22 protein-coding genes are annotated in these 23,917 nt (G+C 69.8%); 12 read left to right on the plus strand and 10 right to left on the minus strand.

Annotated features, from left to right (window positions below):
• The first annotated feature begins 266 nt into the window (after positions 1–266).
• Entirely contained in the window at positions 267–1,250 is a 984-nt protein-coding gene (locus FCK90_RS07480) for a hypothetical protein (RefSeq protein WP_158033680.1), read from the plus strand.
• A gap of 71 nt (positions 1,251–1,321) precedes the next feature.
• Here FCK90_RS07480 and FCK90_RS07485 read toward each other — a convergent pair whose 3' ends face one another.
• Positions 1,322–3,376: a M13 family metallopeptidase gene (locus FCK90_RS07485; protein WP_158033681.1), complete on the minus strand. Its 2,055-nt coding sequence runs from the start codon at positions 3,374–3,376 to the stop codon at positions 1,322–1,324.
• Between the two features lie 183 nt (positions 3,377–3,559).
• On the opposite strand from FCK90_RS07485, the gene FCK90_RS16010 reads away from it, so the two are divergent.
• Positions 3,560–4,129: a PaaI family thioesterase gene (locus FCK90_RS16010; RefSeq protein WP_425481693.1), complete on the plus strand. Its 570-nt coding sequence runs from the start codon at positions 3,560–3,562 to the stop codon at positions 4,127–4,129.
• Positions 4,130–4,139: 10 nt separating this feature from the next.
• On the opposite strand, the gene FCK90_RS07495 is transcribed toward FCK90_RS16010, so the two are convergent.
• Positions 4,140–4,796 (minus strand): TetR/AcrR family transcriptional regulator, encoded by a 657-nt coding sequence (locus FCK90_RS07495; protein ID WP_158033682.1) that lies wholly within the window; start codon positions 4,794–4,796, stop codon positions 4,140–4,142.
• Between the two features lie 133 nt (positions 4,797–4,929).
• Here FCK90_RS07495 and FCK90_RS07500 point away from each other — a divergent pair, with 133 nt between their 5' ends.
• From FCK90_RS07500 to FCK90_RS07520, 5 genes are read left to right on the plus strand one after another with little or no spacing between them, the layout of a single operon-like run.
• Complete coding sequence (locus tag FCK90_RS07500; RefSeq protein WP_158033683.1) at positions 4,930–6,342, plus strand: flavin monoamine oxidase family protein; 1,413 nt, start codon at positions 4,930–4,932, stop codon at positions 6,340–6,342.
• A gap of 1 nt (position 6,343) precedes the next feature.
• Positions 6,344–7,240: a universal stress protein gene (locus FCK90_RS07505; protein WP_158033684.1), complete on the plus strand. Its 897-nt coding sequence runs from the start codon at positions 6,344–6,346 to the stop codon at positions 7,238–7,240.
• A 12-nt stretch (positions 7,241–7,252) separates the two neighbouring features.
• A complete protein-coding gene (locus FCK90_RS07510) occupies positions 7,253–8,812 on the plus strand; it encodes an APC family permease (RefSeq protein ID WP_158033685.1) in 1,560 nt (519 codons plus the stop codon).
• Positions 8,812–9,936 carry an agmatine deiminase family protein gene (locus FCK90_RS07515; RefSeq protein WP_246180073.1) on the plus strand — a complete coding sequence of 375 codons (1,125 nt, stop codon included), beginning with the start codon at positions 8,812–8,814 and terminating at the stop codon, positions 9,934–9,936. Before FCK90_RS07510 ends, FCK90_RS07515 begins: the two co-directional genes overlap by 1 nt.
• Positions 9,933–11,633, plus strand: a complete 1,701-nt coding sequence (locus FCK90_RS07520) for an amidase (RefSeq protein WP_158033686.1) — start codon at positions 9,933–9,935, stop codon at positions 11,631–11,633. Before FCK90_RS07515 ends, FCK90_RS07520 begins: the two co-directional genes overlap by 4 nt.
• A gap of 11 nt (positions 11,634–11,644) precedes the next feature.
• Here the strand turns inward: FCK90_RS07520 and FCK90_RS07525 are convergent, their stop codons facing one another.
• Entirely contained in the window at positions 11,645–13,177 is a 1,533-nt protein-coding gene (locus FCK90_RS07525) for an alanine/glycine:cation symporter family protein (protein ID WP_158033687.1), read from the minus strand.
• 228 nt (positions 13,178–13,405) lie between these two features.
• On the opposite strand from FCK90_RS07525, the gene FCK90_RS07530 reads away from it, so the two are divergent.
• From FCK90_RS07530 to pdxR, 4 genes are read left to right on the plus strand one after another with little or no spacing between them, the layout of a single operon-like run.
• Entirely contained in the window at positions 13,406–14,800 is a 1,395-nt protein-coding gene (locus tag FCK90_RS07530; protein WP_158033688.1) for an aspartate aminotransferase family protein, read from the plus strand.
• Positions 14,797–15,555, plus strand: a complete 759-nt coding sequence (locus tag FCK90_RS07535) for an SDR family NAD(P)-dependent oxidoreductase (protein WP_158033689.1) — start codon at positions 14,797–14,799, stop codon at positions 15,553–15,555. The genes FCK90_RS07530 and FCK90_RS07535 overlap by 4 nt, the downstream gene beginning before the upstream one ends.
• Positions 15,552–16,268 (plus strand): TSUP family transporter, encoded by a 717-nt coding sequence (locus tag FCK90_RS07540; protein WP_181954234.1) that lies wholly within the window; start codon positions 15,552–15,554, stop codon positions 16,266–16,268. The genes FCK90_RS07535 and FCK90_RS07540 overlap by 4 nt, the downstream gene beginning before the upstream one ends.
• A gap of 50 nt (positions 16,269–16,318) precedes the next feature.
• Positions 16,319–17,818, plus strand: coding sequence for a MocR-like pyridoxine biosynthesis transcription factor PdxR (gene pdxR, locus FCK90_RS07545; protein WP_158033691.1), 1,500 nt, complete (start codon positions 16,319–16,321; stop codon positions 17,816–17,818).
• 21 nt (positions 17,819–17,839) lie between these two features.
• On the opposite strand, the gene FCK90_RS07550 is transcribed toward pdxR, so the two are convergent.
• The 7 genes from FCK90_RS07550 to paaA form a co-directional block, all read right to left on the minus strand.
• Positions 17,840–18,244, minus strand: coding sequence for a DUF6157 family protein (locus FCK90_RS07550; RefSeq protein ID WP_158033692.1), 405 nt, complete (start codon positions 18,242–18,244; stop codon positions 17,840–17,842).
• A 164-nt stretch (positions 18,245–18,408) separates the two neighbouring features.
• Positions 18,409–19,194 carry an enoyl-CoA hydratase/isomerase family protein gene (locus tag FCK90_RS07555; RefSeq protein ID WP_158033693.1) on the minus strand — a complete coding sequence of 262 codons (786 nt, stop codon included), beginning with the start codon at positions 19,192–19,194 and terminating at the stop codon, positions 18,409–18,411.
• Between the two features lie 9 nt (positions 19,195–19,203).
• Positions 19,204–20,412, minus strand: coding sequence for a 1,2-phenylacetyl-CoA epoxidase subunit PaaE (paaE, locus tag FCK90_RS07560; RefSeq protein ID WP_158033694.1), 1,209 nt, complete (start codon positions 20,410–20,412; stop codon positions 19,204–19,206).
• A complete protein-coding gene (gene paaD, locus FCK90_RS07565) occupies positions 20,412–20,999 on the minus strand; it encodes a 1,2-phenylacetyl-CoA epoxidase subunit PaaD (protein WP_246180075.1) in 588 nt (195 codons plus the stop codon). The genes paaE and paaD overlap by 1 nt, the downstream gene beginning before the upstream one ends.
• 55 nt (positions 21,000–21,054) lie before the next feature.
• Positions 21,055–21,876, minus strand: coding sequence for a 1,2-phenylacetyl-CoA epoxidase subunit PaaC (gene paaC / locus FCK90_RS07570; RefSeq protein WP_158033695.1), 822 nt, complete (start codon positions 21,874–21,876; stop codon positions 21,055–21,057).
• Between the two features lie 2 nt (positions 21,877–21,878).
• A complete protein-coding gene (gene paaB, locus FCK90_RS07575; RefSeq protein ID WP_158033771.1) occupies positions 21,879–22,145 on the minus strand; it encodes a 1,2-phenylacetyl-CoA epoxidase subunit PaaB in 267 nt (88 codons plus the stop codon).
• 130 nt (positions 22,146–22,275) lie between these two features.
• On the minus strand, positions 22,276–23,235 hold the full coding sequence (paaA, locus tag FCK90_RS07580; protein ID WP_158033696.1) for a 1,2-phenylacetyl-CoA epoxidase subunit PaaA: 960 nt from the start codon (positions 23,233–23,235) through the stop codon (positions 22,276–22,278).
• Between the two features lie 231 nt (positions 23,236–23,466).
• On the opposite strand from paaA, the gene paaI reads away from it, so the two are divergent.
• Positions 23,467–23,874: a hydroxyphenylacetyl-CoA thioesterase PaaI gene (gene paaI, locus FCK90_RS07585; RefSeq protein ID WP_158033697.1), complete on the plus strand. Its 408-nt coding sequence runs from the start codon at positions 23,467–23,469 to the stop codon at positions 23,872–23,874.
• Positions 23,875–23,917 lie beyond the last annotated feature (43 nt).

A 23,917-nucleotide genomic window follows, 5' to 3' on the forward strand; every position in this document is an offset into this window, starting at 1 on the left:
AGCGGAGTCTACGCATCGCCGGTACCCCGGGCCAGGGTCCGGATGCGGCTGTACGCGGCCCCTCCGCCGTCGAAACCGGAGTCCGGTCGCTGATCGGGGCTGAGCAGCGACCAGCCTCCGGTTTCGAGCGGGGAAGGCGCCCGCCGACGACGCCGACGCCGGAGGCGGGGCTCCACACTGCGGCTCGTGACCGGCCCATCGGGGATTTGTCCCCCGTCCGGGGCGCCAGGACAGCGGCCGATCACGCGATCGGGCCTACTGAGAGCATGCCGACTCCACCCCACCTCCCGCCGGTGCTGCCGGCCAGGTGCTTCACCACGGACGAGGCCCGGGCCGCCGGAGTGACCGTGGGCCAGCTCAAAGGGGTGGCGTACGACTCCGTGGCCCGGAACGTATGGTCGCTGGCCGCCAGGCGCCGTCCCGAGGAACCCGCCGACCGGGTATCCGACATCCTGCTCGCCCTGCAGCAGGTGCTGCCCCGCACGGCGGCCAGCCACGTCACCGCCGGCCTCCTGCTCGGTCTTCGGCTGCCCCTCCGGGTGAGGCGAGCCGAGCCGGTTCACCTGACCCGCTGGGGCCCGGGGGATCCACCGGAGATGACCGGCATCGCCGAGCACAGCGGCACGCTCGGAGCCGAGGACCGCTGGAGTCGTTCCGGACTCCGGCTGACCGGACCCACCCGGACGGTGGTCGACATCGCCGCCATGCGCGGGCCGGGGGCTTCCTGGCTGCTCACGGACGATGAACTGGTCGCCGTCCTGGACGGGGTCGTCAACGAGCACCTTCACGGGTACTCGGCTGGGGTGCCGCCGATGAGAGACCTCGCCCGGGTGCGGCAGGACCTGCAGCGCATGGCGAAACGCCGGGGCGTGGCCCGGGTCCGTGCTGCCCTGCTGAGAGCCCGGGTCGGGGTCGACTCCGCGCTCGAGACGCGAACCCGGCTGCTCCTCGAGGGTCACGGACTGAGCGGCTGGTCGATGGACGTCGAGCTGCTGGCCCCCGGGCACCGGACGGTCCACCCGGACCTGGCGGACCTCCAGCGGCGCATCGCGGTCCAGGTCGAGGGCCCCCACCACGATTCGGATCGGCAGTGCGTGCGGGATATCGAACGTCAGCGGGCCACCGAGGCCGCGGGCTGGGTGGAGGCCCGGATCGTCTCCGCGGATCTGCGATCCGTGCGAGGCGGCCCGCCGCGTGCCGTTCACGTGGTCCGTGAAGCGCGACGACGGGCCGAGAAGGCCGTCCCGTAAACCGAAACCGGAGTCCGGTCGCCGATCAGGGTTGATCGGCGACCGGACTCCGGTTTCGACGGATCAGCGGGTCACCAGATCCGGACGCGCTCCTGCGGGGCCAGCCACATCGCGTCGGACTCGGTGACGCCGAAGGCCTCGTGGAAGGCGTCGATGTTCCGGGCCGTCTGGTTCGCCCGGAACTCGTTGGGCGAGTGCACGTCCACGGCCAGGCGCTGGGCCACGGTCTCGTCGCGGGCCTTCTGCTGCCAGACGAAGGCCCAGGACAGGAAGAGCTTCTGCGCCGGGGAGAGCCCGGCGTCGTCCATCTCGGAGAAGGCGCCCGGATCGGCCGAAGCAGGGCCGCCGTCCTCGGAGTCGCCCACGCCCCGGGAGAACTCCCAGGCCTTGTAGGTGATCGACAGGCCGCCCAGGTCGCCGATGTTCTCGCCCAGGGTCATCTTCCCGTTGACCGTGGGGGCATCCGCCTGGGAGGAGAGCTGCTCGGGCACCAGGCCGTCGTATTGATCGACCAGCTTGCCGGTGCGTTCCTCGAAGGCCGACCGGTCGGCGTCGGACCACCAGTTGCGCAGACGGCCCTCGCCGTCGGCGGTCGAGCCCTTGTCGTCGAAGCCGTGCCCGATCTCGTGACCGATCACCGAGCCGATCGCGCCGTAGTTGACCGCGTCCTCGCCGTCCTCGTCGAAGAACGGCGGCTGCAGGATGGCGGCGGGGAACACGATCTCGTTACGCAGCGGGTGGTAGTAGGCGTTGACCGTCTGCGGGGTCATGAGCCATTCGTGCTTCTCCACGGGCTTGCCGGCCTTGCGGATCATCTCCCGGAGTTCGTACTGCGAGGTCCGCACGATATTGCCGACCAGGTCGTCGGCCCGGATCTCCAGGGTCGAGTAGTCCTTCCAGCGTTCCGGGTAGCCGATCTTCGGGGTGAACGCCGCCAGCTTCTTCAGTGCCTCGGCGCGCGTCTCGTCCGTCATCCAGTCCAGCTTCTCGATGGACGACCGGTAGGCGGCCAGCAGGTTCGCGACCAGCTCGTCCATGCGCGCCTTGGCGGTCGGCGAGAAGTGCCGTTCCACGTACAGCTTGCCCACGGCCTCGCCGAGCACCCCGTTGACCAGGCCCACGCCGCGCTTCCATCGCTCCTTGAGCTCGGGGGTACCGGAGAGCACGGTGCCGTAGAACGCGAAGTCCTCGTCCACGAAAACGCTCGACAGGTAGGCGGCCCGCCCCGTGATCACGCGCCAGCGGGCCCAGGACTTCCAGTCCTCGAGGCGCTGCTCCGTCAGCAGCTCGCCGAGCCGGGTGAAGAAGGACGGCTGGGCGTTGATCACGGTCTCGACGGCCGACTCGGGGAGCCCCAGGCCGTCGATCACGACGGCGGACCAGTCGAACGACTCCGAGGATCCGGTGAGCTCGGCCCAGGTGTACGGGTTGTACATCTTGGTCAGGTCCCGGACCTCCACCTTGTCCCAGTGGCGGGAGGCGATGTCGGTCTCCAGGTCGAAGACCCGCTGGGCCTGCTCCGCGGCGTCGGAGAACCCGGCGTGGGCGAACATGCGCTCGATGTGCCCGCGGTACTGGTCGCGGATCCCGGCATGGGAATCCTCCCGGTAGTACTCCTCATCGGGCAGCCCCAGGCCGGCCTGGCCCACGAAGACCAGGTTCCGGGAGGGGTCGCCGGGGTCGGAGTCGGTGTCGGCGCCCAGGACCGACCCGACACCCCGGGCGAGCAGGACGCCGAAGAGGTGCTGCAGGCCGGCGACGTCGGCGGTCTCGTCCACGAGGGCGAGATCCTCCCGGAGCGGTTCCGCTCCGAGGGACTCGATGCGCTCCTCGTCCATGAAGGAGGCGTAGAGATCCGCCACCTTGGTGGACTCGACAGACCCCGCAGCGCCGGCCTCGACCCCGGTGATGATCTCCCGGACGGCTTCCTCGGCCCGGTCGCGCAGCACCATGAACGCACCGGTCAGGGGCTTGTCGTCGGGGATCTCCACCGACTCCAGCCACGGTCCGTTGACGTGGCGGAACAAGTCCTCCTGCGGCCGGATCGACGGGTCGAAGGTCGAGGGGGTGAGCACGGTCAGGGCGCTGTCGTCGGTCTTGGCGTCGGAAGTCACGTCAGAGGTCATAGCGTCAGACTAGACGCGGGTGCCGGGCGCCGGCCCGGAGCATCGCCCACCGCGTAACCACGTCCGGCGCGGGACATCTCCCCGGCCGGCCTGGCGGGCGGCGCCGCCTTTGACGGATGATGTGGAGCACGGAATCAGCCGACGAGGGCTGCCGACGCGAGTTGCAAGGGAGCACGGGAGACCATGAGCGCATCCGATCCGACCAATCACCCCAGGCACGAGGATCCCACCGCAGCCGACTCGGACCGGTGGCTGCACGAGGATCCCGCGCCGGCCGACTACCGTGCACCAAGGCTCGCCGGAGCCATGCCGTCGGACGGCCGTCCCGCCGATGCGGAGGCCCTGGCCGGTTCCGGCAACCCCGTGGAACTCCTCAACGACCGCCCGGGGCAGCTCGACGAGCGCATGGGGGTGGTCTACCTCGAGGCCTCGGCCGAGCGCGTCGTGGCGCGGATGCCCGTCGAGGGCAACCGCCAGCCCATGGGGCTGCTGCACGGCGGGGCCACGATCGCCTTGTGCGAGTCGGTCGCCTCGATCGGCTCCGTGCTGCACGCGGCGGGCTTCGGCAAGGTCGCGGTGGGCGTGGACGTGAACGCCACGCACCACAAGTCGGCCACGAGCGGTTACGTGACCGCCACGGCAACGCCGATCCGCGCGGGCCGCACGGTGGCCAGCCACGAGATCGTCGTGGTGGACGACGCCGGCGAGCGGGTCTGCACGGCGCGCATCACCTGCTTCCTGAAGGCGGTCTGAGCGGTCTGAGCTACGCCCCCAGCCGCGCCCGGAAGCCATCGAGCAGGGTCTCCAGGCCGAGTTCGAAGGCCTGCCGCGCGCCCTCGGCAGGGTCACCGGTGCGGGCATCCACGGCCGAGGTGAACGTGGGCGCCAGCTCCTCGAGCTCCCCGGGCTCGAAGAGACCGCCCGGGGCGGTCGCGTCGTAGGCGGAGCCGAACAGCAGGGACTCCAGGACCACGATCATGTTGACCACCTCGTCCCTCGCGAACCCGGCGGCCACCAGACCGGAGGCCACGGCTTCGTACATGCGCAGCGTGTGCGGCGCATTCGCCACGGGCAGTACGGCCATCGTGGGGATCAGCTCGACGTGGCGCGCGTAGACCTCCAGGTAGGACCGTGCCCAGCGTGCCAGCGCCGCGTCCCACGGCAGGTGGCCGAAGCCCGAGCAGTCGATCTCCGAATTGAGCCGGTCCTGCACCCGCAGCAGCACGGCGTGCTTGGAGGGCGCGTGGTTGTAGAGCGCCGAGACCGAGACGCCGAGCTCGCGGGCCAGGGCGGCCATGGTCAGCGCCTTCGCCCCTCTGGCCTGGATGATCTTCATCGCGGCGTCCGTGATCCGCTGGGGGGTCAGGACCGTGTGCCTCGGTCGTCCCCGACGGCGCTCGGCCCTCGGATGGTCGGTCATGACCGTCCTTCCTGGTCGCTCCTGGTCAACGTGCCCGCATGTTGCTGATCCGTTAAAACTACCCCGCGGGGGTTGACGGGACGACTCAGGTGCGCATTAATGAATCACATTCATTTTACGTGAAGGGGACCACATGCCGGATCAGCGAACTCTCGGAAGCACGGAAGCCGTCGAACGCGATGTCGTCGTCGTGGGTGCCGGGCCCGCCGGGCTCAGGGCCGCCCGCGAACTCGTGGCCGCGGGTAAGACCGTGGCGGTCCTGGAAGCCCGCGACCGCGTGGGCGGGCGAACCTGGTCGCGCGTGATCGACGGCGCCTTCCTGGAGATCGGGGGCCAGTGGATCTCGCCGGACCAGACCGAGCTGCTCGGGCTGGTGGAGGAGCTCGGCCTGGAGACCTTCCAGCGCTACCGCGAAGGGGACTCCGTCTATATCGCCCCCGACGGCACCCGGCACACCTACACCGGGGCGACCTTTCCCGCGGGCGAGCAGACCATCGCGGAGATGGAGCGGCTGATCGGCGTCCTGGACGAGCTCGCGGCGGATATCGGCGCGGCCGAGCCCTGGGCCCACCCCCGGGCCCGCGAACTGGACACCGTCTCGTTCCACCACTGGCTGCGTCAGCTCTCCGACGACGAGGCCGCGTGCAACAACATCGGCATCTACGTGGCGGGCGGGATGCTGACCAAGCCGTCTCACGCCTTCTCCACGTTGCAGGCCGTGCTCATGGCTGCCTCCGCGGGATCCTTCTCCAACCTGGTGGACGAGGACTTCATCCTGGACCGCCGCGTCGTGGGCGGCATGCAGTCCGTCTCGGAGGCGATGGCCGAGCAACTGGGCGACGACGTCGTCTTCCTGAACGCACCCGTGCGCACGATCCGATGGGGCGGCCCCGAGGACACCTACGCCGAGCACACCCCGGGCACCGGGGTGACCGTCTGGTCCGATCCGGTCACCGTCAGGGCGCAGCAGGTCATCGTGGCCGTCCCGCCGAACCTGTACTCGCGGATCTCGTTCGAGCCCCCGCTGCCCCGGCTGCAGCACCAGATGCACCAGCACCAGTCGCTGGGCATCGTGATCAAGGTGCACGCGGTCTACGAGACCCCCTTCTGGCGGGAGAAGGGTCTCTCCGGCACGGGATTCGGCGCCGCGGAGCTCTCCCAGGAGGTCTACGACAACACCAACCACGGGGACTCGCGGGGGACCCTGGTGGGCTTCGTCTCCGACGAGAAGGCCGACGAGGTCTTCAAGCTCCCCGCCGCGGAGCGGAAGAGGCTGATCCTGGAGAGCCTCTCGCACTACCTGGGCGAGGAGGCCCTGGACCCGGTGGTCTACTACGAATCCGACTTCGGCTCCGAGGAGTGGACCCGCGGCGCCTACGCGGCCAGCTACGACCTGGGCGGACTGCACCGGTACGGCGCCGACCAGCGCAATCCGGTGGGCCCCATCTTCTGGGCGTGCTCGGATCTCGCCGCGGAGGGCTACCAGCACGTCGACGGCGCCCTGCGCCAGGGCAGGCTCGCCGCCCGTGAAGTGCTGGGAGGCTGACATGGAGACCACCCGGTACGTCGTCGGCTACGACGGCACCACGTCCGCGCAGAACGCCCTGAAGATGGCCACGGCCATGGCCCGGGCCTTCGAGGCGGAGCTGGAGATCGTCCTGGTGCTGCGCGAGGACAACCCCTATCAGCGGGTCTACCCGCCGGTCGGCGATATCTCACCGGTGCTCGAGGCCCAGGCGCGGGTCTGGCTGGAGGAGGCGCTGGCCGTCGTCGAAGGGGCCGCCGGAGATGCGGCCGACGGGGCCGTGACCGCGCGCACCCACCTGTGGCGCTCGCACTCCGTGGTGACCGGCCTGCTCGAGGCCATCGACCAGCTGGGCGCGGCCATGATCGCGATCAGCGCCGGATCCGGCAAGGGCCGGCTGTCCGTGGGATCGGTGGCCGATGCGCTGCTGCACAGCTCGTCCGTACCGGTCGCGCTGGCTCCGCGGAACTACAGGCCGCAGGTGCCGCCGGATCGCATCTACGCCGCCGTGGGCACACGGCCGGGGGCGCAGCAGGTGATCCGGGAGGCCCACGAGGTGGCCGATCGCACGGGCCTGCCGCTGGAGGTGATCTCCTTCCTCACCGACGACGACGGCGCCCGCGATGCGGCCGTGGTCGAATCCGTGCGCGAGCACGTGGGGAAGACCGTCCGCGACGTGACCGAGACGGATACCGAGGTCAATGTCGCCTCCGGCGCCTCGCTGAAGAAGGCGGTGGCCACCGTGGACTGGCAGCCCGGCGGCGTCCTGCTCATCGGCTCCTCGCGTCTGGCCCAGGGCCGTCAGCTGTTCCTGGGCACCACGGCGGCCCGGCTGCTGCGGCACCTGCCCGTACCCATGGTCGTGGTCCCGCGGCCCGGAGCGACCGAGACCGGCAGCGCCGGGCTCCTCGGCGGATAAGGAGCGTGCACGATGTCGCCGAACGGACATGAGGGCGGGAGCAACGCCCAGGGCCTCCAGCCCACCGCGGGCACGGAGGCCCCGCAGGACACCTCCAAGGGACTGAGCAAGGCCTCGGTGGGCCTGCTCGGCGCCGTGGTGATCGGTGTCTCCACGATCGCCCCGGCCTACACGCTCTCGGGAGCGCTGGGCCCCACCGCGGCTGCCGTGGGCACCCACCTGCCCGCCATCCTGCTGGTCGGGTTCATCCCGATGCTGCTCGTGGCGGTGGGCTACCGCCAGCTCAACCGGGCCATGCCGGACTCCGGCACCACCTTCACCTGGGTCTCCAAGGCCTTCGGCCCGTGGGTGGGCTGGATGGGCAGCTGGGGCCTGCTGGCGGCCACGATCCTGGTGCTGTCCAACCTGGCCGGGATCGCGGTGGACTTCTTCTACCTGGCGCTGGCCCAGATCACCGGCAACGACGCGATCGCCGAGCTGACCCGCAACGTGCCGGTCAACATCGCCACGTGCCTGGTGTTCATGGCCGGGGCGGCGTGGGTCTCCTACCGCGGGCTCGAGGCCACCAAGGTGCTCCAGTACATCCTGGTGGCCTTCCAGGTGGTCGTGCTGCTCTGGTTCTCCGTGGCGGCCTTCGCCCACGTCGCGGGCGGCACCTCCTTCGGGGGCCTGAGCATCAGCCCGGAGTGGTTCAACCCGTTCGGGGTCGGGTCCTTCTCCGTCTTCGCCGCGGGCATCTCCCTGTCCGTGTTCATCTACTGGGGCTGGGACGTGGTGCTGACCCTCAACGAGGAGTCCACCGAAGCGACCACGACCCCCGGCAAGTCGGCGATCACCACCATGCTCGTGATCGTCACGCTCTACCTGGTGGTCTCCCTGTCCATGCTGTCCTTCTCGGGCGTCTCCGACCAGGGGCTGGGCATGGGCAATCCCGATATCCAGGAGAACATCTTCGCGGCCCTCGCCGGGCCGGTCATGGGACCGTTCGCGATCCTGATGTCCGTGGCGGTGCTCTCCTCCTCCGCCTCGTCCCTGCAGTCGACCATGATCTCCCCGGCCCGGACCATGCTCGCCATGGGCTTCTACGGCGCCCTGCCGGAGAAGTACGCCCGGATCAGCCCGCGGTTCCAGTCCCCGGGCTACGCCACGATCGCCTCTGCGGTGATCTCCGCGGTGTTCTACGCCTTCATGCGGGTGATCTCCGAGAACGTCCTGTGGGACACCATCACCGCCCTGGGCATGATGGTGTGCTTCTACTACGGGATCACGGCCCTGGCCTGCGTCTGGTACTTCCGGCGCCAGTCCTTCCGCAAGGTCAAGAGCTTCCTGTCCCAGTTCCTGGCCCCTCTGCTGGGCGGGATCCTGCTGCTGGTCTTCTTCGTCCAGACCTCGATCGACTCGATGGACCCCGAATACGGCTCCGGTTCCCAGGTGGGCGGCATCGGCCTGGTGTTCATCCTCGGGGTGGGCATCCTGGCCCTGGGCTTCGTGGCCATGTTCATCCAGTACCGCCGAAACCCCGACTTCTTCCGCAGCCGCTTCGAGACCACAGAACTGCCGGTGATCGACTGATGCCCGAGCACGCCCCGGAACCCGCGACGACGGCCCCCTCCGGACCTACCGAATCCGCGCCCTCCGGATCCTTGATGCCCGCCGAGTGGGAGCGGCACGAGCGGACGTGGATGGCGTTCCCCCCGGCCAACGACACCTTCGGCCCCGAGGGCTCCGCGTCCCTGACCCGGGCGCGGCAGGCATGGGCCGTGGTGGCCGGGGCCATCGCGCGGTACGAGCCCGTCGTCATGGTGGCCTCCCCACCGGACGCGGCGCTGGCGCGGGAGATGCTGCCTGAGGGCATCGGCGTCGTCGTCCACGACCTCGACGACGCGTGGATGCGCGACATCGGGCCCACGTTCGTGCGCGACGCCGCCGGACGCCCCGCGGCCGTGGACTGGACCTTCAACGGATGGGGCGGGCAGTCGTGGGCCTCCTGGGAGAACGATGCCAGGATCGCCCGTCTCGTGGCCGGCCGGGCCGAGGTCCCCGTGCTGGACAGCTGGCTGGTCAACGAGGGCGGCGGGTTCCACGTCGACGGCGAGGGCACGGTGCTGCTGACCGACACCGTCCAGCTGGACCCGGGGCGCAACCCCGGCGCCACCCGCGAGGGCGTCGAGGCGGAGATCCACGCCCGGCTCGGGACCACCAAGGCCATCTGGCTGCCCCGCGGGCTGACCCGGGATTACGAGGAGTTCGGCACCCGCGGCCACGTGGACATCGTCGCCTCCTTCGCGGGGCCCGGGAAGGTTCTGGTGCACGACCAGACGGATCCGGGGCATCCCGACCACCAGGTCTCGCGGGTCATCCTCGAGGTCCTCGAAGGCGCCACGGACGCCCGCGGGAGGGAGCTGGAGATCGTCCGGGTACCCGCGCCGACCGTGACCCGCACGGAGGAGGGGTTCGTGGACTACTCGTACATCAACCACTACGTCGCCAACGATGCGGTGGTGCTGTGCGCCTTCGACGATCCCCACGACGCCGTGGCCGCCGGGATCCTGAAGGCCGCCTATCCGGGCCGGTCCGTGGAGCTGGTGGACGCCCGCGAGATCTTCGCCAACGGGGGCGGCATCCACTGCATCACCCAGCAGCAGCCAGCCTTCGCCTCGGCACAGGCTCCGTTGCGCGAGCAGCAAGCCCGGTGAACGCCTTCGACGTCGCGGAGGCATCGATCGCGCAGCTGCGCGCCGCGCTGGAATCCGGCCGGGTCACCAGCGAGGACCTCGTGCTGGCCTACCTGGAACGGATCGATCGCCTCGACGTAGCGCTGAACTCCGTCGTCGTCCGCAATCCCGCGGCACTGGCGGAGGCGCGGGAATCGGACGCGCGCCGCTCCAGGGGGCAGCTCCTGGGGCTGCTTGACGGCATTCCCTACACGGCCAAGGACAGCTATCAGGTGCGCGGTCTCATGGTCGCGGCCGGATCCCCGGCCTTCGAGCACCTGGTGGCGCAGTGGGATGCGTTCGCGATCGAACGGCTGCGGGCCGGCGGCGCGGTGCTGATCGGGCTGACCAACATGCCGCCCATGGCCAACGGCGGGATGCAGCGCGGCGTGTACGGCCGCGCCGAGAGCCCGTACAACCGTGCCTACCTGACCTCCGCCTTCGGCTCGGGGTCCTCGAACGGCTCCGGGACGGCCACCGCGGCCGGCTTCGCCGCTTTCGGGCTGGGGGAGGAGACCTGGTCATCGGGCAGGGCCCCGGCATCGAACAACGCCCTGTGCGCCTACACCCCGTCACGCGGGGTGATCTCGATGCGCGGTAACTGGCCGCTGGTGCCCACCATGGACGTGGTGGTGCCGCACACCCGTACCATGGCCGACCTGCTGGAGGTCCTGGACGTGATCGTGGCCGACGATCACAGCACCCGCGGTGACTTCTGGCGGGTGCAGCCGTGGGTCCCGGTTCCCCCGGCCTCGGCGGTCCGCCCGCGCTCCTACCCCGGCCTGGCGGTGACCGGCGACGCCGAAGCCCGCGAGGTGCTGGCCGGTCAGCGATTCGGCGTGCCGGCGATGTACGTCAACGCCGATCCGGAGGCGGGAACCTCGGAGAGCCCCGGGATCGGCGGACCCACCGGCCGGAGGATCGTCACGCGCGGAACCGTCATGGAGAGATGGGCCGCCGCCCGTGACGATCTGCTGGCCGCCGGGGCGGAGGTCGTGGAGGTCCCGTTCCCCGTGGTCTCCAATTACGAAGGGGACCGCCCGGGTGCCCCCACCATCGCCACGCGGGGCCTGGTCAGCTCGGAGTACCTGCGCCGGGAGATCGTGGACCTCTCGGCCTGGGCCTGGGACGACTTCCTCAAGGCCAACGGGGACCCGCAGCTGCGTGCACTGACCGACGTCGACGGCGCGCGGATCTTCCCGCATCCGGAGGGCGCCCTGCCGGACCGCTACGACGGCTTCGACGACGACATCGCCGGGTACCCCGCCCACGTGCGCGAGCACCCCGTCTCCGCGGTGACCGAGATCCCCGGGCTCGGGGAAGGACTGCGGGGACTCGAGGAGACCCGCCGGCTGGACCTCGAGCAGTGGATGGACTCCCTGGAGCTGGACGCGGTGGTCTTCCCGGCCGTCGCCGATGTGGCGCCCGCCGATGCCGACGTCAACCCGGCCTCAGCCGACCTCGCCTGGCGCAACGGGACCTGGGTGGCCAACGGCAACCTCGTCCCGCGTCACCTGGGCATCCCCACCGTGACCGTCCCGATGGGCACCATGAGCGATACCGGAATGCCGGTCGGCCTGACGTTCGCCGGCCGGGCCTTCGACGATTCCCGTCTCCTGCGCCTCGCGGCGGCCTTCGAGGCCACGGGTGCCCGCCGCACCCCGCCGTCGTTCGGTTAGGTCCGGAAGCCTCAACGCCGGCTGGCCTCCTGCATCTCTTTCATCTTGCCGATGACGCGCAGCTCCGTCGTGGTCGGGTGTTCGAGGGCCGACGGCGACACGGACAGATCCACCTGGTGGTCGATCTGGGCGTCCAGGGCCCCGAGGTGATCGCCCATGAACCTCCCGATCCGGTCCGAGTCGGCCTCGAAATCCGGGTCGTGCTTGAGATAGAGCTTCGTCTCGCGCACCACCAGGCCGGACAGCAGGATCAGCCCGATCAGGTTCGGGATGGCCATGAGGCCGTTCATGATGTCCGAGAAGATCCAGACGATCGACAGCGGCGCGATCGCTCCCACACCGCACGCGATGGAGAAGACCACTCGGTAGGCGGTGATCCCCAGACGGGCACCGCCGAGGCGCTCGACGCAGCGCTCCCCGTAGTAGGCCCAGCCGAGGACGGTCGAGTACCCGAGCAGCACCAGGCATACAGTGACCACCATGCCGCCCCACTCGCCTGGCAGGCCCGTACCGAAGGCGGTCGACGTGTTGATCCCCGGGTTGTCGCCCTGCCAGGCCCCCGTGGTCAGCAGGACGAATCCCGTGACGGAGATGACGACGAGGGTGTCGACGAAGGTCTGCGTCATGGACACGAGCCCCTGCCGCACCGGGTGGCTCGTCCGGGCGATCGACGACGGGATCGAGGCGGTCCCCATCCCGGACTCGTTCGAGAACAAGGACCGGGCGACGCCGATCTGGATGACCATCAGCAGCGATCCGGCGGCGCCGCCGCCCATGCCGTGCGGTGTGAACGCGTTGCCGAAGATGAGCGCGATGGCCTCGGGAATGCCCTGGTAGTTGAGGGCGATGATGTAGAGCCCGCCCAGCAGGTACAAGCCGATCATCATGGGCACGCAGAACAGCGTGACGCGCGAGATGGTCTTGATGCCGCCCATGAGGGCCAGCAGGGTCAGGAGCCCGATGACCACGGCGGTCAGGACCGGCGGAACGGAGAACGAGTTCGCCAGGTTGACGGATATCGCGTTGGACTGCGTCATGTTGCCCACGCCGAAGGTGGCGATGACCGCGCAGAAGGCGAACATCATGGACAGGAACCAGCCGAACCGGTTGGGGATCCCCCGTACCAGGTACACCTGCGGCCCGCCGGTCATCTCGCCGTTCTTGTCACGGGTGCGGAACCGTACGCCGAGGAAGCACTCCGCGTACTTGGAGGCCATCCCCACCAGGGCGGTGAACCACATCCAGAACAGCGCACCGGGCCCGCCCAGGCTGAGCGACAGCGCCACTCCGACGACGTTGCCCGTGCCGACCGTCGCCCCGAGGGCCGTGGACATCGCCTGGTAGGACGAGATCTCACCCTTCTCCCCGCCGGTTTTCCGGCGTCGTCCGAAGGCCAGTGACATCGCCTTGCCGAACAGGCGGAACTGGATCGCGCCCAGTCTGATGGTCAGGAATATGCCGGTGCCGAGCAGGAGCGGCAGCAGGAGCCAGGGCCCCCATACTGCCCCGCTGATGGTTTCGAGAATGTCGTGGAGCTGTTCCACCGGTGGACCTCGATTCGATCATGTGGGAGAAGACCCGGGAGGAAACGGATACGGCTGCATCGACGTTAGCCAATCCGCCGTTTCGCACCGGTTTCGATCTGGGCAGGGAATGCCCTTTTCGTGTTTCCACTGGCTCTGGGAAGTCGACGGGATCTGGTCCTTACACCGGGATTTCCGGCCACGCATACTGATTCGGCATCGTATCCGCACCGTAGCCGAGGAGGTCTCATGCCCATTCCCGAAAGCGCCGAGGGGCGCCGCATCTATGAGGAGGACCGGGCTCACGTCTTCCATTCGTGGTCGGCGCAGAACGCCCTCGATCCGCTCGTGATCACGCGGACGGAGGGGTCCCGGGTCTGGGACGCCGACGGCAAGGGGTACCTGGACTTCTCCTCCCAGCTGGTCTTCACCAACCTCGGCCATCAGCATCCCAGGGTGGTCGAAGCGATCCGCGATCAGGCGGCGGCGTTGTGCACGATCGCGCCCGCCCACGCCAACGGGGCGCGTTCCGAGGCCGCCCGACTGGTGGCCGAGCGGCTGCCCGACGGCTTCGACAAGGTCTTCTTCACCAACGGCGGAGCCGAGGCCGTGGAGAACGCGATCCGGATGGCACGGCTGTACACCGGACGCTACAAGGTGCTGTCCTTCTTCCGCGGCTACCACGGGGCGACGCAGCAGGCGATCAACGTCACCGGTGATCACCGCCGCTGGCCGAACGACTACGGCGCCTCCGGCGTCGTGCACGTCCACGGACCGTTCCTCTACCGCACCCAGTTCCACGCCACCACGGAGGACGAGGAACGCGATCGTGCCCTCGAGCATCTCGAGAGCACGATCCGTTTCGAGGACCCCGATGCCTTCGCGGCGATCATCGTGGAGACGATCCCGGGGACCGCGGGCGTCATGCCGCCCCCGCCCGGCTACCTGCAGGGCGTCCGCGAGATCTGTGATCGCTACGGCATCGTCATGATCCTCGACGAGGTCATGGTGGGTTTCGGCCGTACCGGAGCGTGGTTCGCCCTGGACAACTACGGCGTCGTCCCCGACCTGGTGACTTTCGCCAAGGGAGTGAACTCGGGTTACGTCCCCCTCGGCGGGGTGGGGATCTCTCGGCCGATCGCCGAGTTCTTCGGGGACAGGCCCTACCCCGGCGGCCTGACCTACTCCGGGCACCCGCTGGCCTGCGCCGCCGCCGTGGCCACGATCAAGGCCATGGTGGACGAGCGCGCGGTCGAGCACGCGGCCAGGCTGGGGGAGGAGATCCTCGCACCGGGGCTGGCCCGGATCGCCGCGAGACATCCCAGCGTGGGCGAGGTGCGGGGACTCGGCGCCTTTTTCGCCCTGGACCTGGTGAAGAACCCGGTGACGCGCGAGGAGCTGTCGCCATACGGCAGCAGCAACGCCGCGATCGGCGCCGTGCTCGCAGCGTGCAGGGACGACGGGCTGCTGGTCTTCAACAACTACCATCGCATCCACCTGGCACCGCCCCTGAACACCACCGAGGAGGAGGTGCGAGAGGCCCTGGCCATTCTCGACCGCGCACTGGAGGTCGCCGACTCCTACGTCGAGACCTCTGCCGGCGGTACCCGCGACGAGCCCGTTCTCGAAGGGGTGCCGGCATGACCCCGGAGACCCGCGGCCGTGCCGGTGGTCCGCCAGTCGCCGTGGTGACCGGCGCCAGCAGCGGGATCGGTGCCGCTTCGGCGCTCGCGCTCGCCGGGGCGGGCTACCGGGTGGTCCTCGGCGCGCGCCGCATCGACCTGCTGGAGGAGGTCGCCGCGGCGTGCGGGGGAACGGCGCTCGCGCTGGACGTCACCGACCAGGCATCCGTCGATGCGTTCGCCGAGGCGGTAGGCCCCGTCGACCTCCTGGTCAACAACGCCGGGGGCGCCCTCGGGGCGGAACCGGTGCAGGACGCCGCGGTCGAGGACTGGCAGTGGATGTACGAGGTCAACGTGCTCGGCACGCTGCGGATGACCAAGGCACTGCTGCCCCGCCTGATCGCATCCGGTGACGGGCAGGTCGTGAACATCGGATCGGTCGCTGCACGCGAGCCCTACCGGGGCGGGGCGGGGTACAACGCCGCCAAGCACGCCGTGGCCGTCCTCTCGCGGGTCCTGAGGATCGAGATGCTCGGCCAACCCGTGAGGATCAGTGAGATCGACCCCGGCATGGTGCACACCGATTTCAGCCTGGTGCGCTTCCGCGGCGATCAGGCCAAGGCCGCTGCCGTCTACGACGGCGTCACCCCGCTGGCGGCGGAGGACGTCGCCGACGCCGTCGTCTGGGTGGCCACTCGCCCGCCGCATGTGAACATCGACCAGGTCCTCATGCTCGCTCGCGATCAGTCCTCCGCGCAGGTGATCCACAGGCGGTGACCGTCGAGCTGATCGTCGCCGTCATCGCGGTGGCCGCCGCAGCCTCCTGGATCCAGGCCGTCGCCGGGTCGGGGTTCGGGGTCATCGCGGGACCGCTTCTCATGACGCTGCAACCAGAGCTGATGCCGGGTATTCTCCTGCTCGTCTCACCGCCGGTCTTCGCCATCGCGCTCTGGCAGGACCGGCTGGGGCTGCGGAGCCTGGATCTGGTCCTGCCGTCGCTGCTCGGGGTGGTCGGTGCCCTGGCGGCCCTGCCGCTGCTGCCGCGGCTGGATGTCTTCTGGCTCTCCCTCGCGGTCGGGGCGACGGTCACCGCGGCCGCATCCGCGGCCCTGGCGGGCCTGCGCGTCCCTCAGCGACAATGGGTCCTCGCGCTGGCCGGCACGATGGGCGGCGCGCTCAGCACCCTGGCCGCCGCTCCGGGGCCGCCTCTGCTGGTCGTCTACAACCGGAGCGAGCCGCAACGGTACCGCGCCAACCTCTCCCTGTTCTTCCTCGTGGCGTGCACGGTCTCCCTGGTCGTCCTGGTCCTGGCGGGCCGGCTCGAGGCCCCGAGCGCGCTCGGGGCGCTGTGGCTCGTTCCGGGCATCGCGATCGGCATGATCGCGGCCGCCCCGCTGCGGGGCCGGCTGCCGGGAACCGCCGTCCGGAAGGCCGGCCTGTGGATCGCGCTTCTGGCGGGGGCCCTCCTCCTGACGCGTACCGTGCTGTGACCCGTGCTGTGACCTGTGCTGTGACCCGTGCTGTGACGAGGAGATGCCAGATGCCCGACCCCGAGAACGCCCCCGCCGGGACCTCCCGCCCGCTCCACCAGCAGGTGCGGGAGACTGTCGAGACGGCGCTGCGCGAAGGCGCGTACCCGCCCAGGAGGCCGATCCCGTCCAGCCGTTTCCTCGCTCAGTCCATGGGGGTCTCGCGGGGAACGGTGCTCACCGCCTTGAACTCCCTCGTCGCCGAGGGGCTGCTGATCAGCCGCCCGCGTTCGGGGCTCTACCCCTCGCCTACCGTGGCGGCTGCGGGGCCCCCGCCGTCGGGTGAGGCATCGTCTCCCGGACCCGGAGGGCCTCCGGCCGATGGTGACGAGTCCGCCGTCGACTGGCAGGGGGTCCTGCTCAGGGCGGGTGACCCGTGGCAGAGCAAGTCGGTCTCCGACCCCGACTACCTCAGCGCGCCGTACCCCTTCCTCTCGGGCCAGGTGAACCCCGCGACCTTCCCGACGCGCGCCTGGATCCGGGCGTTGACGCGCGCCTTCGACGGCCCGCACGCCGGGTACACGCTCCGCGATGCCGTGGACACCGACGATCCGCTGCTCGTGAAGGCCGTCACGACCTTCCTGCTTCCTCTCAAGGGCATCCACGCCTCGCCCGAGCAGGTCATCGTCACCTCCGGGACCCAGCAGGCGCTCGCCCTCCTCGCCGATGCGCTGCTCGATGGCACGCGGACGGTGGCGATGGAGGACCCCGGGTATCTCGACGCAGCGCGTATCTTTCACGGGCGGAGGGCCCGCCTGGAGTTCTTCGACGTCGACGAGCGGGGAGTGCGTCCCGACTACTCCCGGCCGTTCGACCTGCTCTACGTGACGCCGAGCCATCAGCATCCCACCAACGTGACGCTCTCCCCCGACCGCCGAGCGGAGATCCTCGGGCAGGCGGCGGAGCGGGACTTCCTGGTGATCGAGGACGACTACGACTCCGAGATCCGCTACGTCGGAGCGCCCACTCCGCCTCTGCGTGCCGCGGACGACTCCGGCAGGGTGATCTACCTCGGCACTTTCTCGAAGTTCCTCACCCCCGCACTGCGCCTCGGTTTCGTCGTGGCCGCCGAACCCCTCATCGCCGAGCTCAGGGAGCGGCGCTACCTGGCCACGAAGCACCCCTCCGGGGTCGACCAGCGAGCACTGGGGCATTTCATCGAATCGGGAAGCTATCAGACGGCATTGCGGTGGCGTCGGAAGGAACTGCAACGCAACTGGGCCGGCATCGGCGAAGCCCTCGCCGAGCATTTTCCGTGGCAGGTGCCCACCCCGCCCGGAGGACTGAACTACTGGATCACCGGACCCGCCGGTTTCGATGCGACGGCGCTGGCGGCCGGGGCACGGGAGCACGGAGTCATCATCACCCCCGGTGAGCGGTACCACCTCCGCCCGGAGCCCCCGCGCAACAGTTTCCGGCTCGGCTTCAGCGCCATCCCGCATGCCCGCATCCTCCCGGGGATCCGGGTCCTGTCGCGACTGGCCGAGGAGGCGGCTGCCGCCCAGCCGTGACCCGGAGGGCCTTGTGGCGGGTCAGGCCCGCTTGGAGCGCATGGCCGGCAACTTGGTGACCGAATCGTCCTCGATCAGTTCCGCGTAGCGCTGGGAATCGACCGGGACCAGGGCGAGCAGGCCGTCGTCGTCGAAATGGAATCCCCAGCCGTAGCTCTTGGCCAGGGGAGAGGACCGCAGGCACGCGCGTCCCTGGGCGTAGTACTCCTTGAGCGCGCGGCCGCGTTCCTGCGCGGGGATCCCCTGCCGGTCCGCGTAGACGGTGAAGATCAGCTCGTCGCTGGTGAGCTGGTACTCCCGGTTGTGCAGGAGAACGTACTGGCGCTCGGCAATGCTGCCTTTGCCGTGCGGGGGCTCGGTGCCCTTCTGCGCGCGGGTGTCGGAGGCGACGGTGATCAGGGTGCGGCGGTAGTTGGTCGAATGCACGGTGCGCTCCTTGTCGAACGGACCGGCCGGCAGGCCCTTCTCACCAGGGCCGGTGCCCGCAAGCCGGTGCCCAGCTGGTTCGATGCAGCTTACGAAGCATCCTGCCGGTCTGAGAAGGGGTTGCCGCGCTGTGCCGCGAGATGACGGGCGACGGCGGCCCCGTCTCATCCCCGGCCCGTGAACTCCGGTTTGCGCTTGCCCTGGAACGCAGCGAAGCCCTCGGCGTAGTCGGCCGTGGTGCACAGCTGCCCCTGGGCGATGTTCTCCGCATCCAGGGACTCCCACAGCCCCACGCGCCGGTCGCGGATCTGCGCCACCAGCTCCTTGGAGGCGCGGAAGGCCAGAGTGGCCCCTCCCGCCACCCGGGTCGCCTTGGTCCGGGTGAAGTCCAGGAGCTCGTCACGCGGGATCGCACGGGAGAACAGCCCGGCTTGCACCGCCTCCGTCCCGCTGATCAGCTCCGCGGTGTAGATGAGGTCCAGGGTGCGGTGCGCCCCCAGCCGTTCCGTGAACAGCCAATGGCCCCCGGAGTCCAGGGTGGCCCCCAGGTTGGCGAAGGGCGAGCCGATCTTGGCGTCCTCGGCCACGTAGACCACGTCCGTGGCGACGGCCAGCCCCAGGCCCACGCCCAGGCAGGCGCCCTGCACCGCGGCGAAGGTCGGGACCGGGACCGCGCTCATGGTCCGCAGTACCGGGGTGACCTTCTCGCTCAGGTAGGCCGTGGCGTCGTCATCGGCGGGGGTCACGTGCGAGATGTCGCGCCCGGCGCAGAAACCGCGGCCCTCCCCGCGCAGCAGCACCGCCCGCACCTCACCGGCCTCGGCGGCGGAGGAGACCTCCGCATAGGCCTGTTCCAGAGCCGCCAGCGCGGACTCGTCCAGCGAGTTCATCTTCTCCGGGGCGTTGAGGACGATCTCCGCAACGCCGTCGTCGATCGAGGTCTCGATCATGGCTGCACCTCAGGAATCGAAGTCGACGGACAGGGTCTTGCCCGTGGGGCGGGTCTGGCAGGTCAGGACGTACCCGGCTGCCACCTCGTCGGGCTCCAGGGCGAAGTTCTCCGCCATCTCGTACTCGCCGTCCACCACCTTCGCCCGGCAGGTGCCGCACACGCCGCCCGCGCACGCGAACGGGACGTCCGGGCGGGAGCGCAGGGCGGCGTTGAGCACCGTCTCGTGCGCCGCCACGGGCGACTCGACCTGGCCCGTCAGGCCGTCGAGGGTGAAGGTGATCTCCACGTTCTCCCCGGACGGGTCCACGTGGACCACCCGGCCGGTCTGCCCCTGCGGGTCCTGGGGGTTGCCCGTGGTGAACAGCTCGAAGCGGATCGCCTCCTCCGGCACCCCGCGCTCGGCGAGGGTGTCGCGGCACATCTGCACCAGTTCGAAGGGGCCGCACAGGAACCACTCGTCGGTGCGGTCCACCTGGATCACGTGGTCCAGCAGCTCGGTGAGCTTCTCGGCGTCGATCCGCCCGGACAGCAGCGGGTTGATCCGCTGTTCGCGGGAGAGCACGTGATGGATGGCGAACCGCGACGGGTAGCGGTCCTTCATATCGCCCAGTTCCTCGGCGAACATCACGTCCGACGACGACCGGTTGGCGTAGACCAGGTCCACCGACGAGTTCGCGGAGGCGGCCAGCACCGCGCGGGTGATCGCCATGATGGGGGTGATCCCCGAGCCGGCGGCGAAGGCCACCAGGTGCACGTGGGCGTTCTTGGCCACCTCGCGGGCGGCCAGCTGCTCGGCGTCGTTCATGGAGGTGATGTTCACCGAGTGGCTGGATGTGAACGCGCCCTGCGGGTTCATGACCTCCAGCTCGTCGCCGACCTTGAGCTCCTCGTTCGCCCAGGTGGAGAACACGCCGCCCAGGGTCTTCTTGATCGCCACCTTGATCTCGCCGCGCACGGGCTCGGCGCAGATGGAGTACGAGCGGCGGATCTCCTGGCCGTCGATCCGGCCGCGCAGGGCCACGTACTGGCCGGGGGCGTAGTCGTAGTCGTCGGCCAGTTCCTCCGGGACGTGGAAGGTGACCTCGATGGAGTCGGTGGTCAGCGAGCGGATCTCCGAGACCCGCAGCCGGTGGAAGGTCGCGCGACGGCGCTTGGCCCCCGCGCCGCCGGTCCCCACGGGCGAGGTCCCGGCCGGGGCGTTGATCGTTTCGCTCATCAGTGCACCTTGAAGTGGTCGAAGGGTTCCAGGCAGTCGTTGCAGACCCACAGCGCCTTGCACGAGGTCGAGCCGAAGCGGGTGAGCTCGCGGGTCGAGAGGGAATCGCAGTGCGGGCACTTCACGGCGAGGCTCAGGGCGACCGGCCCGGCCGCGGCTCGCCCGGTGGGCGGGGCGATGCCGTACTCGTCGAGCTTGCGGCGTCCTTCCTCGGTCATCCAGTCCGTGGTCCAGGCGGGCTGCAGCACGGTGCGCACCTCCACGGGCGAGTAGCCGTCCTCGGCCAGCGCCGCCCGCAGATCCCGGGTGATGGTCTCCATGGCCGGGCATCCCGAGTAAGTGGGGGTGATGACGACGACGGCGCCATCGCCCGCGGCGCTCGCGCCGCGCAGGATGCCCAGATCGGCCACCGAGAGCACAGGGATCTCCGGGTCGTTGACGGTGGCCGCGACGTCCCAGATCCGCGCGGCGGCGGGGTCGCCGGGGCGCAGGTCGTCGTCGCGCCGCGGGATGTCGTCGCCCGTCGGGCGCGGGGCGGCCTCCGGGTCCTGCTCGAAGTCGATGCGGGGCATCTCCATGGTGCTCATGCCTGATTCCGTGATCGGTCGATCCGGTGCCGGCTCCTCCGGCGCTCCGTCCGGGTCACCATGTGGCACCCGGGTGCTGACGGGCCAGGACCTGCATCTCGGCCAGGATGTACCCCCGCTGCTCCGAGAACCGGCCCGTGCGGTCCGAGCCGTAGGCGGGCTTGGCGTCGGGGACGGTCATGCCGGCCTCCTCGAGGGCCGAGACGATCCGGCCCATCGTGTCCTCGCGCAGCGAGGAGGGCGCGACCGCGCGGTTGCCCAGCGCGGCGATCGGCTCGACGTCTTCGAACAGCTCGCCGACGTACGGCCACAGGACGTCGAATCCCTCCTGGAGGCGGCGGGCCGACTCCTCGGTGCCGTGCCCCAGCCGCAGGCTCCACTGCGTGGCGTGATCCTGGTGGTACTGGACCTCCTTGAGCGCCTTGGCGGCGATCGCGGCCAGGGTGGCGTCACTGGAGTTCGCCAGGCGGCGGTAGAGCTCGTACTGGTAGTAGCTGAAGATCAGCTGTCGGGCGATGGTCCGCCCGAAGTCCCCGTTCTCCTGCTCCACCAGGCGGCAGGAGCGGAACTGCTCCTCGTCGCGGAAGTATGCGAGGTCGTCCTCGCTCCTGTCCCAGGCCGTGCCCGCATAGGTCAGGAAGAACCGGGCATGCCCCAGGAGGTCCAGGGCGATGTTGCCCAGGGCGACGTCCTCTTCCAGCTCCGGTGCCCGGGAGATCCAGTGCCCCAGGCGCTGGGCGAGGATCAGGGAGTCGTCACCGAGCATGAGCGCGTAGCGGGCGATGTCCTCGTCGGCCTTGACGCCCCGCGCGGCGATGTCCTCCGGGGTGATCGCGGTGCCGGCCGACTGGGTGGTGGCCGATTCGGTGGATGCCATGCTCACAGGTGCTTCACCCCTTCGCTCTTGGTGTAGTAGGTGGCGTGGCGATAGGACTTGCCCGCCGAGGACTCGAAGTACCCGCCCTTGGAATCGGGGTCGGAGGAGGTCACGGCATCCGAGGGGACCACCCATACGGAGGTGCCCTCGTTGCGGCGCGTGTAGAGGTCGCGGGCATTGCGGACCGCCATGGTGGCGTCGGGTGCGTGCAGGGAGCCGGCATGGACGTGGGACAGGCCCCGGGCCGATCGCACGAAGACCTCCCACATGGGCCAGGCCTCCGCGCTCCCTCCGCCCTGACGGTCCCGGGCGGCCGTGATCCGGGTCGGCGGAGTGGTCGTCCCGCTGTCCTCGGCGCCGTCGCCGGCGGTGCTCCTGGTGGTGTTCTCCGACATGGCGTCAGGCTCCGATCAGTGCCGAGGTGGCGGTGCGGGAGGTCTTGGCGGCGTATGCGGCGGCGGCTTCGCGGACCCACTGGCCTTCCCGGTGGGCTTCGCGGCGGCGCTGCATGCGCTGCTTGTTGCACGGCCCCTGGCCCTTGAGGACGGCGAAGAACTCGTCCCAGTCCAGCTCGCCGTAGTCGTAGTGCCCCCGCTCCTCGTTCCACGCCAGGTCCGGATCCGGCAGGGTCAGCCCGAGGGCCTCGGCCTGGGGGACGATCATGTCCACGAAGCGCTGACGGAGGTCGTCGTTGGAGAACCGCTTGATCTTCCACGCCATCGACTGCTGCGAGTTGGGCGAGTCCGCGTCCGGGGGGCCGAACATCTGCAGGGCGGGACCGTAGAAACGATCGACCGCGTCCTGGGCCATCTGGTGCTGCGCCTCGGTGCCGTGGGAGAGCTCGTAGAGGATCTCCCATCCCTGGCGCTGGTGGAAGGACTCCTCCTTGCAGATGCGCACCATCGCGCGGCCGTACGGTCCGTAGGAGGCACGGCACAGGGGAACCTGGTTGCAGATCGCGGCGCCGTCGACCAGCCAGCCGATGGCGCCGATGTCGGCCCAGGTCCGGGCGGGGTAGTTGAAGATCGAGGAGTACTTGGCCCGGCCGTCCAGCAGCTGCTGGTTGAGCTCGTCGCGCGGGGTGCCCAGCGTCTCCGCGGCCGAGTAGAGGTAGAGGCCGTGCCCCGCCTCGTCCTGGACCTTGGCCATCAGGATGGCCTTGCGCTTGAGCGAGGGGGCCCGGCTGATCCAGTTGGCCTCCGGCTGCATGCCGATGATCTCGGAGTGCGCGTGCTGGGAGACCTGGCGGACCAGCGTCTTCCGGTAGGCGTCCGGCATCCAATCGCGTGGTTCCACGCGGGAGTCCTGATCGATGAGGTGCTCGAAGTACTCCTGACCGCTGTGAACCTGATCGGTCATGACGGCTCCTTCCCTGGCGTGCTCCCTGTGCTCCGTGTTCCCCGCGAGGCGGCCTCGCGGGAGGGAGCTGACGGCTATTTACTGACCGTTCGGTCAGGATAGGTGCCCGGCGGCTCGCAAGTCAATGCCGACCCCGTAACGATGGGCGCTCCGGTGTGAGCCTTGACACGGATGGCCTGTGGTGGTTCGCTGTGCCTATTACTGACCGATCGGTCATTTTTGGGAGGTTGTGTGGGAGAGCACAAGATCTTGGCCAACGACTCCGCCACCCGGTGGATGGGAATGGAAGTCGTCACGGCCGAGCCCGGCCACGCCGTCGTCCGCATGACGGTGCGGGAGGAGATGACCAACGGGTTCGGGATCAGTCACGGCGGAATGATCTTCACGCTGGCCGACACGTGCTTCGCACTGACCTGCAACCACCCCGTTCACGACGACGGCACCGTGACCGTGGCTTCCGGCGTGGACATCAACTTCCTGGCCCCCACCCGGGCCGGCGACGTCCTGGAGGCCGAGGGGCGGCTGATCCAGGAGAACGGGCGCAGCGGGATCTGCGACATCACCGTGACCCACGGGGAGACCGTCATCGCCCTCTTCCGCGGACGCCACCGCACCATTCCCGCGGCACGCAAAGCCTGACACCGCGGGCGCCCGATGCCGGCCCCGCCCGCGCCCGCAGGCC

It is taken from the genome of Kocuria coralli (assembly GCF_008831305.1).
GTDB lineage: Bacteria > Actinomycetota > Actinomycetes > Actinomycetales > Micrococcaceae > Kocuria > Kocuria coralli.

Excerpts from the sequence above, each read along its gene's own strand:
- pdxR (WP_158033691.1), top strand. The coding sequence starts at position 16,319 with ATGCCCGACCCCGAGAACGCCCCCGCCGGGACCTCCCGCCCGCTCCAC.
- FCK90_RS16010 (WP_425481693.1), top strand. The coding sequence starts at position 3,560 with ATGAGCGCATCCGATCCGACCAATCACCCCAGGCACGAGGATCCCACC.
- paaC (WP_158033695.1), bottom strand. The coding sequence starts at position 21,876 with ATGGCATCCACCGAATCGGCCACCACCCAGTCGGCCGGCACCGCGATC.
- paaB (WP_158033771.1), bottom strand. The coding sequence starts at position 22,145 with ATGTGGGAGGTCTTCGTGCGATCGGCCCGGGGCCTGTCCCACGTCCAT.
- paaE (WP_158033694.1), bottom strand. The coding sequence starts at position 20,412 with ATGAGCGAAACGATCAACGCCCCGGCCGGGACCTCGCCCGTGGGGACC.
- FCK90_RS07485 (WP_158033681.1), bottom strand. The coding sequence starts at position 3,376 with ATGACCTCTGACGTGACTTCCGACGCCAAGACCGACGACAGCGCCCTG.
- paaD (WP_246180075.1), bottom strand. The coding sequence starts at position 20,999 with ATGAGCACCATGGAGATGCCCCGCATCGACTTCGAGCAGGACCCGGAG.
- FCK90_RS07495 (WP_158033682.1), bottom strand. The coding sequence starts at position 4,796 with ATGACCGACCATCCGAGGGCCGAGCGCCGTCGGGGACGACCGAGGCAC.
- FCK90_RS07555 (WP_158033693.1), bottom strand. The coding sequence starts at position 19,194 with ATGATCGAGACCTCGATCGACGACGGCGTTGCGGAGATCGTCCTCAAC.
- FCK90_RS07530 (WP_158033688.1), top strand. The coding sequence starts at position 13,406 with ATGCCCATTCCCGAAAGCGCCGAGGGGCGCCGCATCTATGAGGAGGAC.
- FCK90_RS07505 (WP_158033684.1), top strand. The coding sequence starts at position 6,344 with ATGGAGACCACCCGGTACGTCGTCGGCTACGACGGCACCACGTCCGCG.
- FCK90_RS07535 (WP_158033689.1), top strand. The coding sequence starts at position 14,797 with ATGACCCCGGAGACCCGCGGCCGTGCCGGTGGTCCGCCAGTCGCCGTG.
- FCK90_RS07515 (WP_246180073.1), top strand. The coding sequence starts at position 8,812 with ATGCCCGAGCACGCCCCGGAACCCGCGACGACGGCCCCCTCCGGACCT.
- paaA (WP_158033696.1), bottom strand. The coding sequence starts at position 23,235 with ATGACCGATCAGGTTCACAGCGGTCAGGAGTACTTCGAGCACCTCATC.
- FCK90_RS07480 (WP_158033680.1), top strand. The coding sequence starts at position 267 with ATGCCGACTCCACCCCACCTCCCGCCGGTGCTGCCGGCCAGGTGCTTC.
- FCK90_RS07510 (WP_158033685.1), top strand. The coding sequence starts at position 7,253 with ATGTCGCCGAACGGACATGAGGGCGGGAGCAACGCCCAGGGCCTCCAG.
- FCK90_RS07500 (WP_158033683.1), top strand. The coding sequence starts at position 4,930 with ATGCCGGATCAGCGAACTCTCGGAAGCACGGAAGCCGTCGAACGCGAT.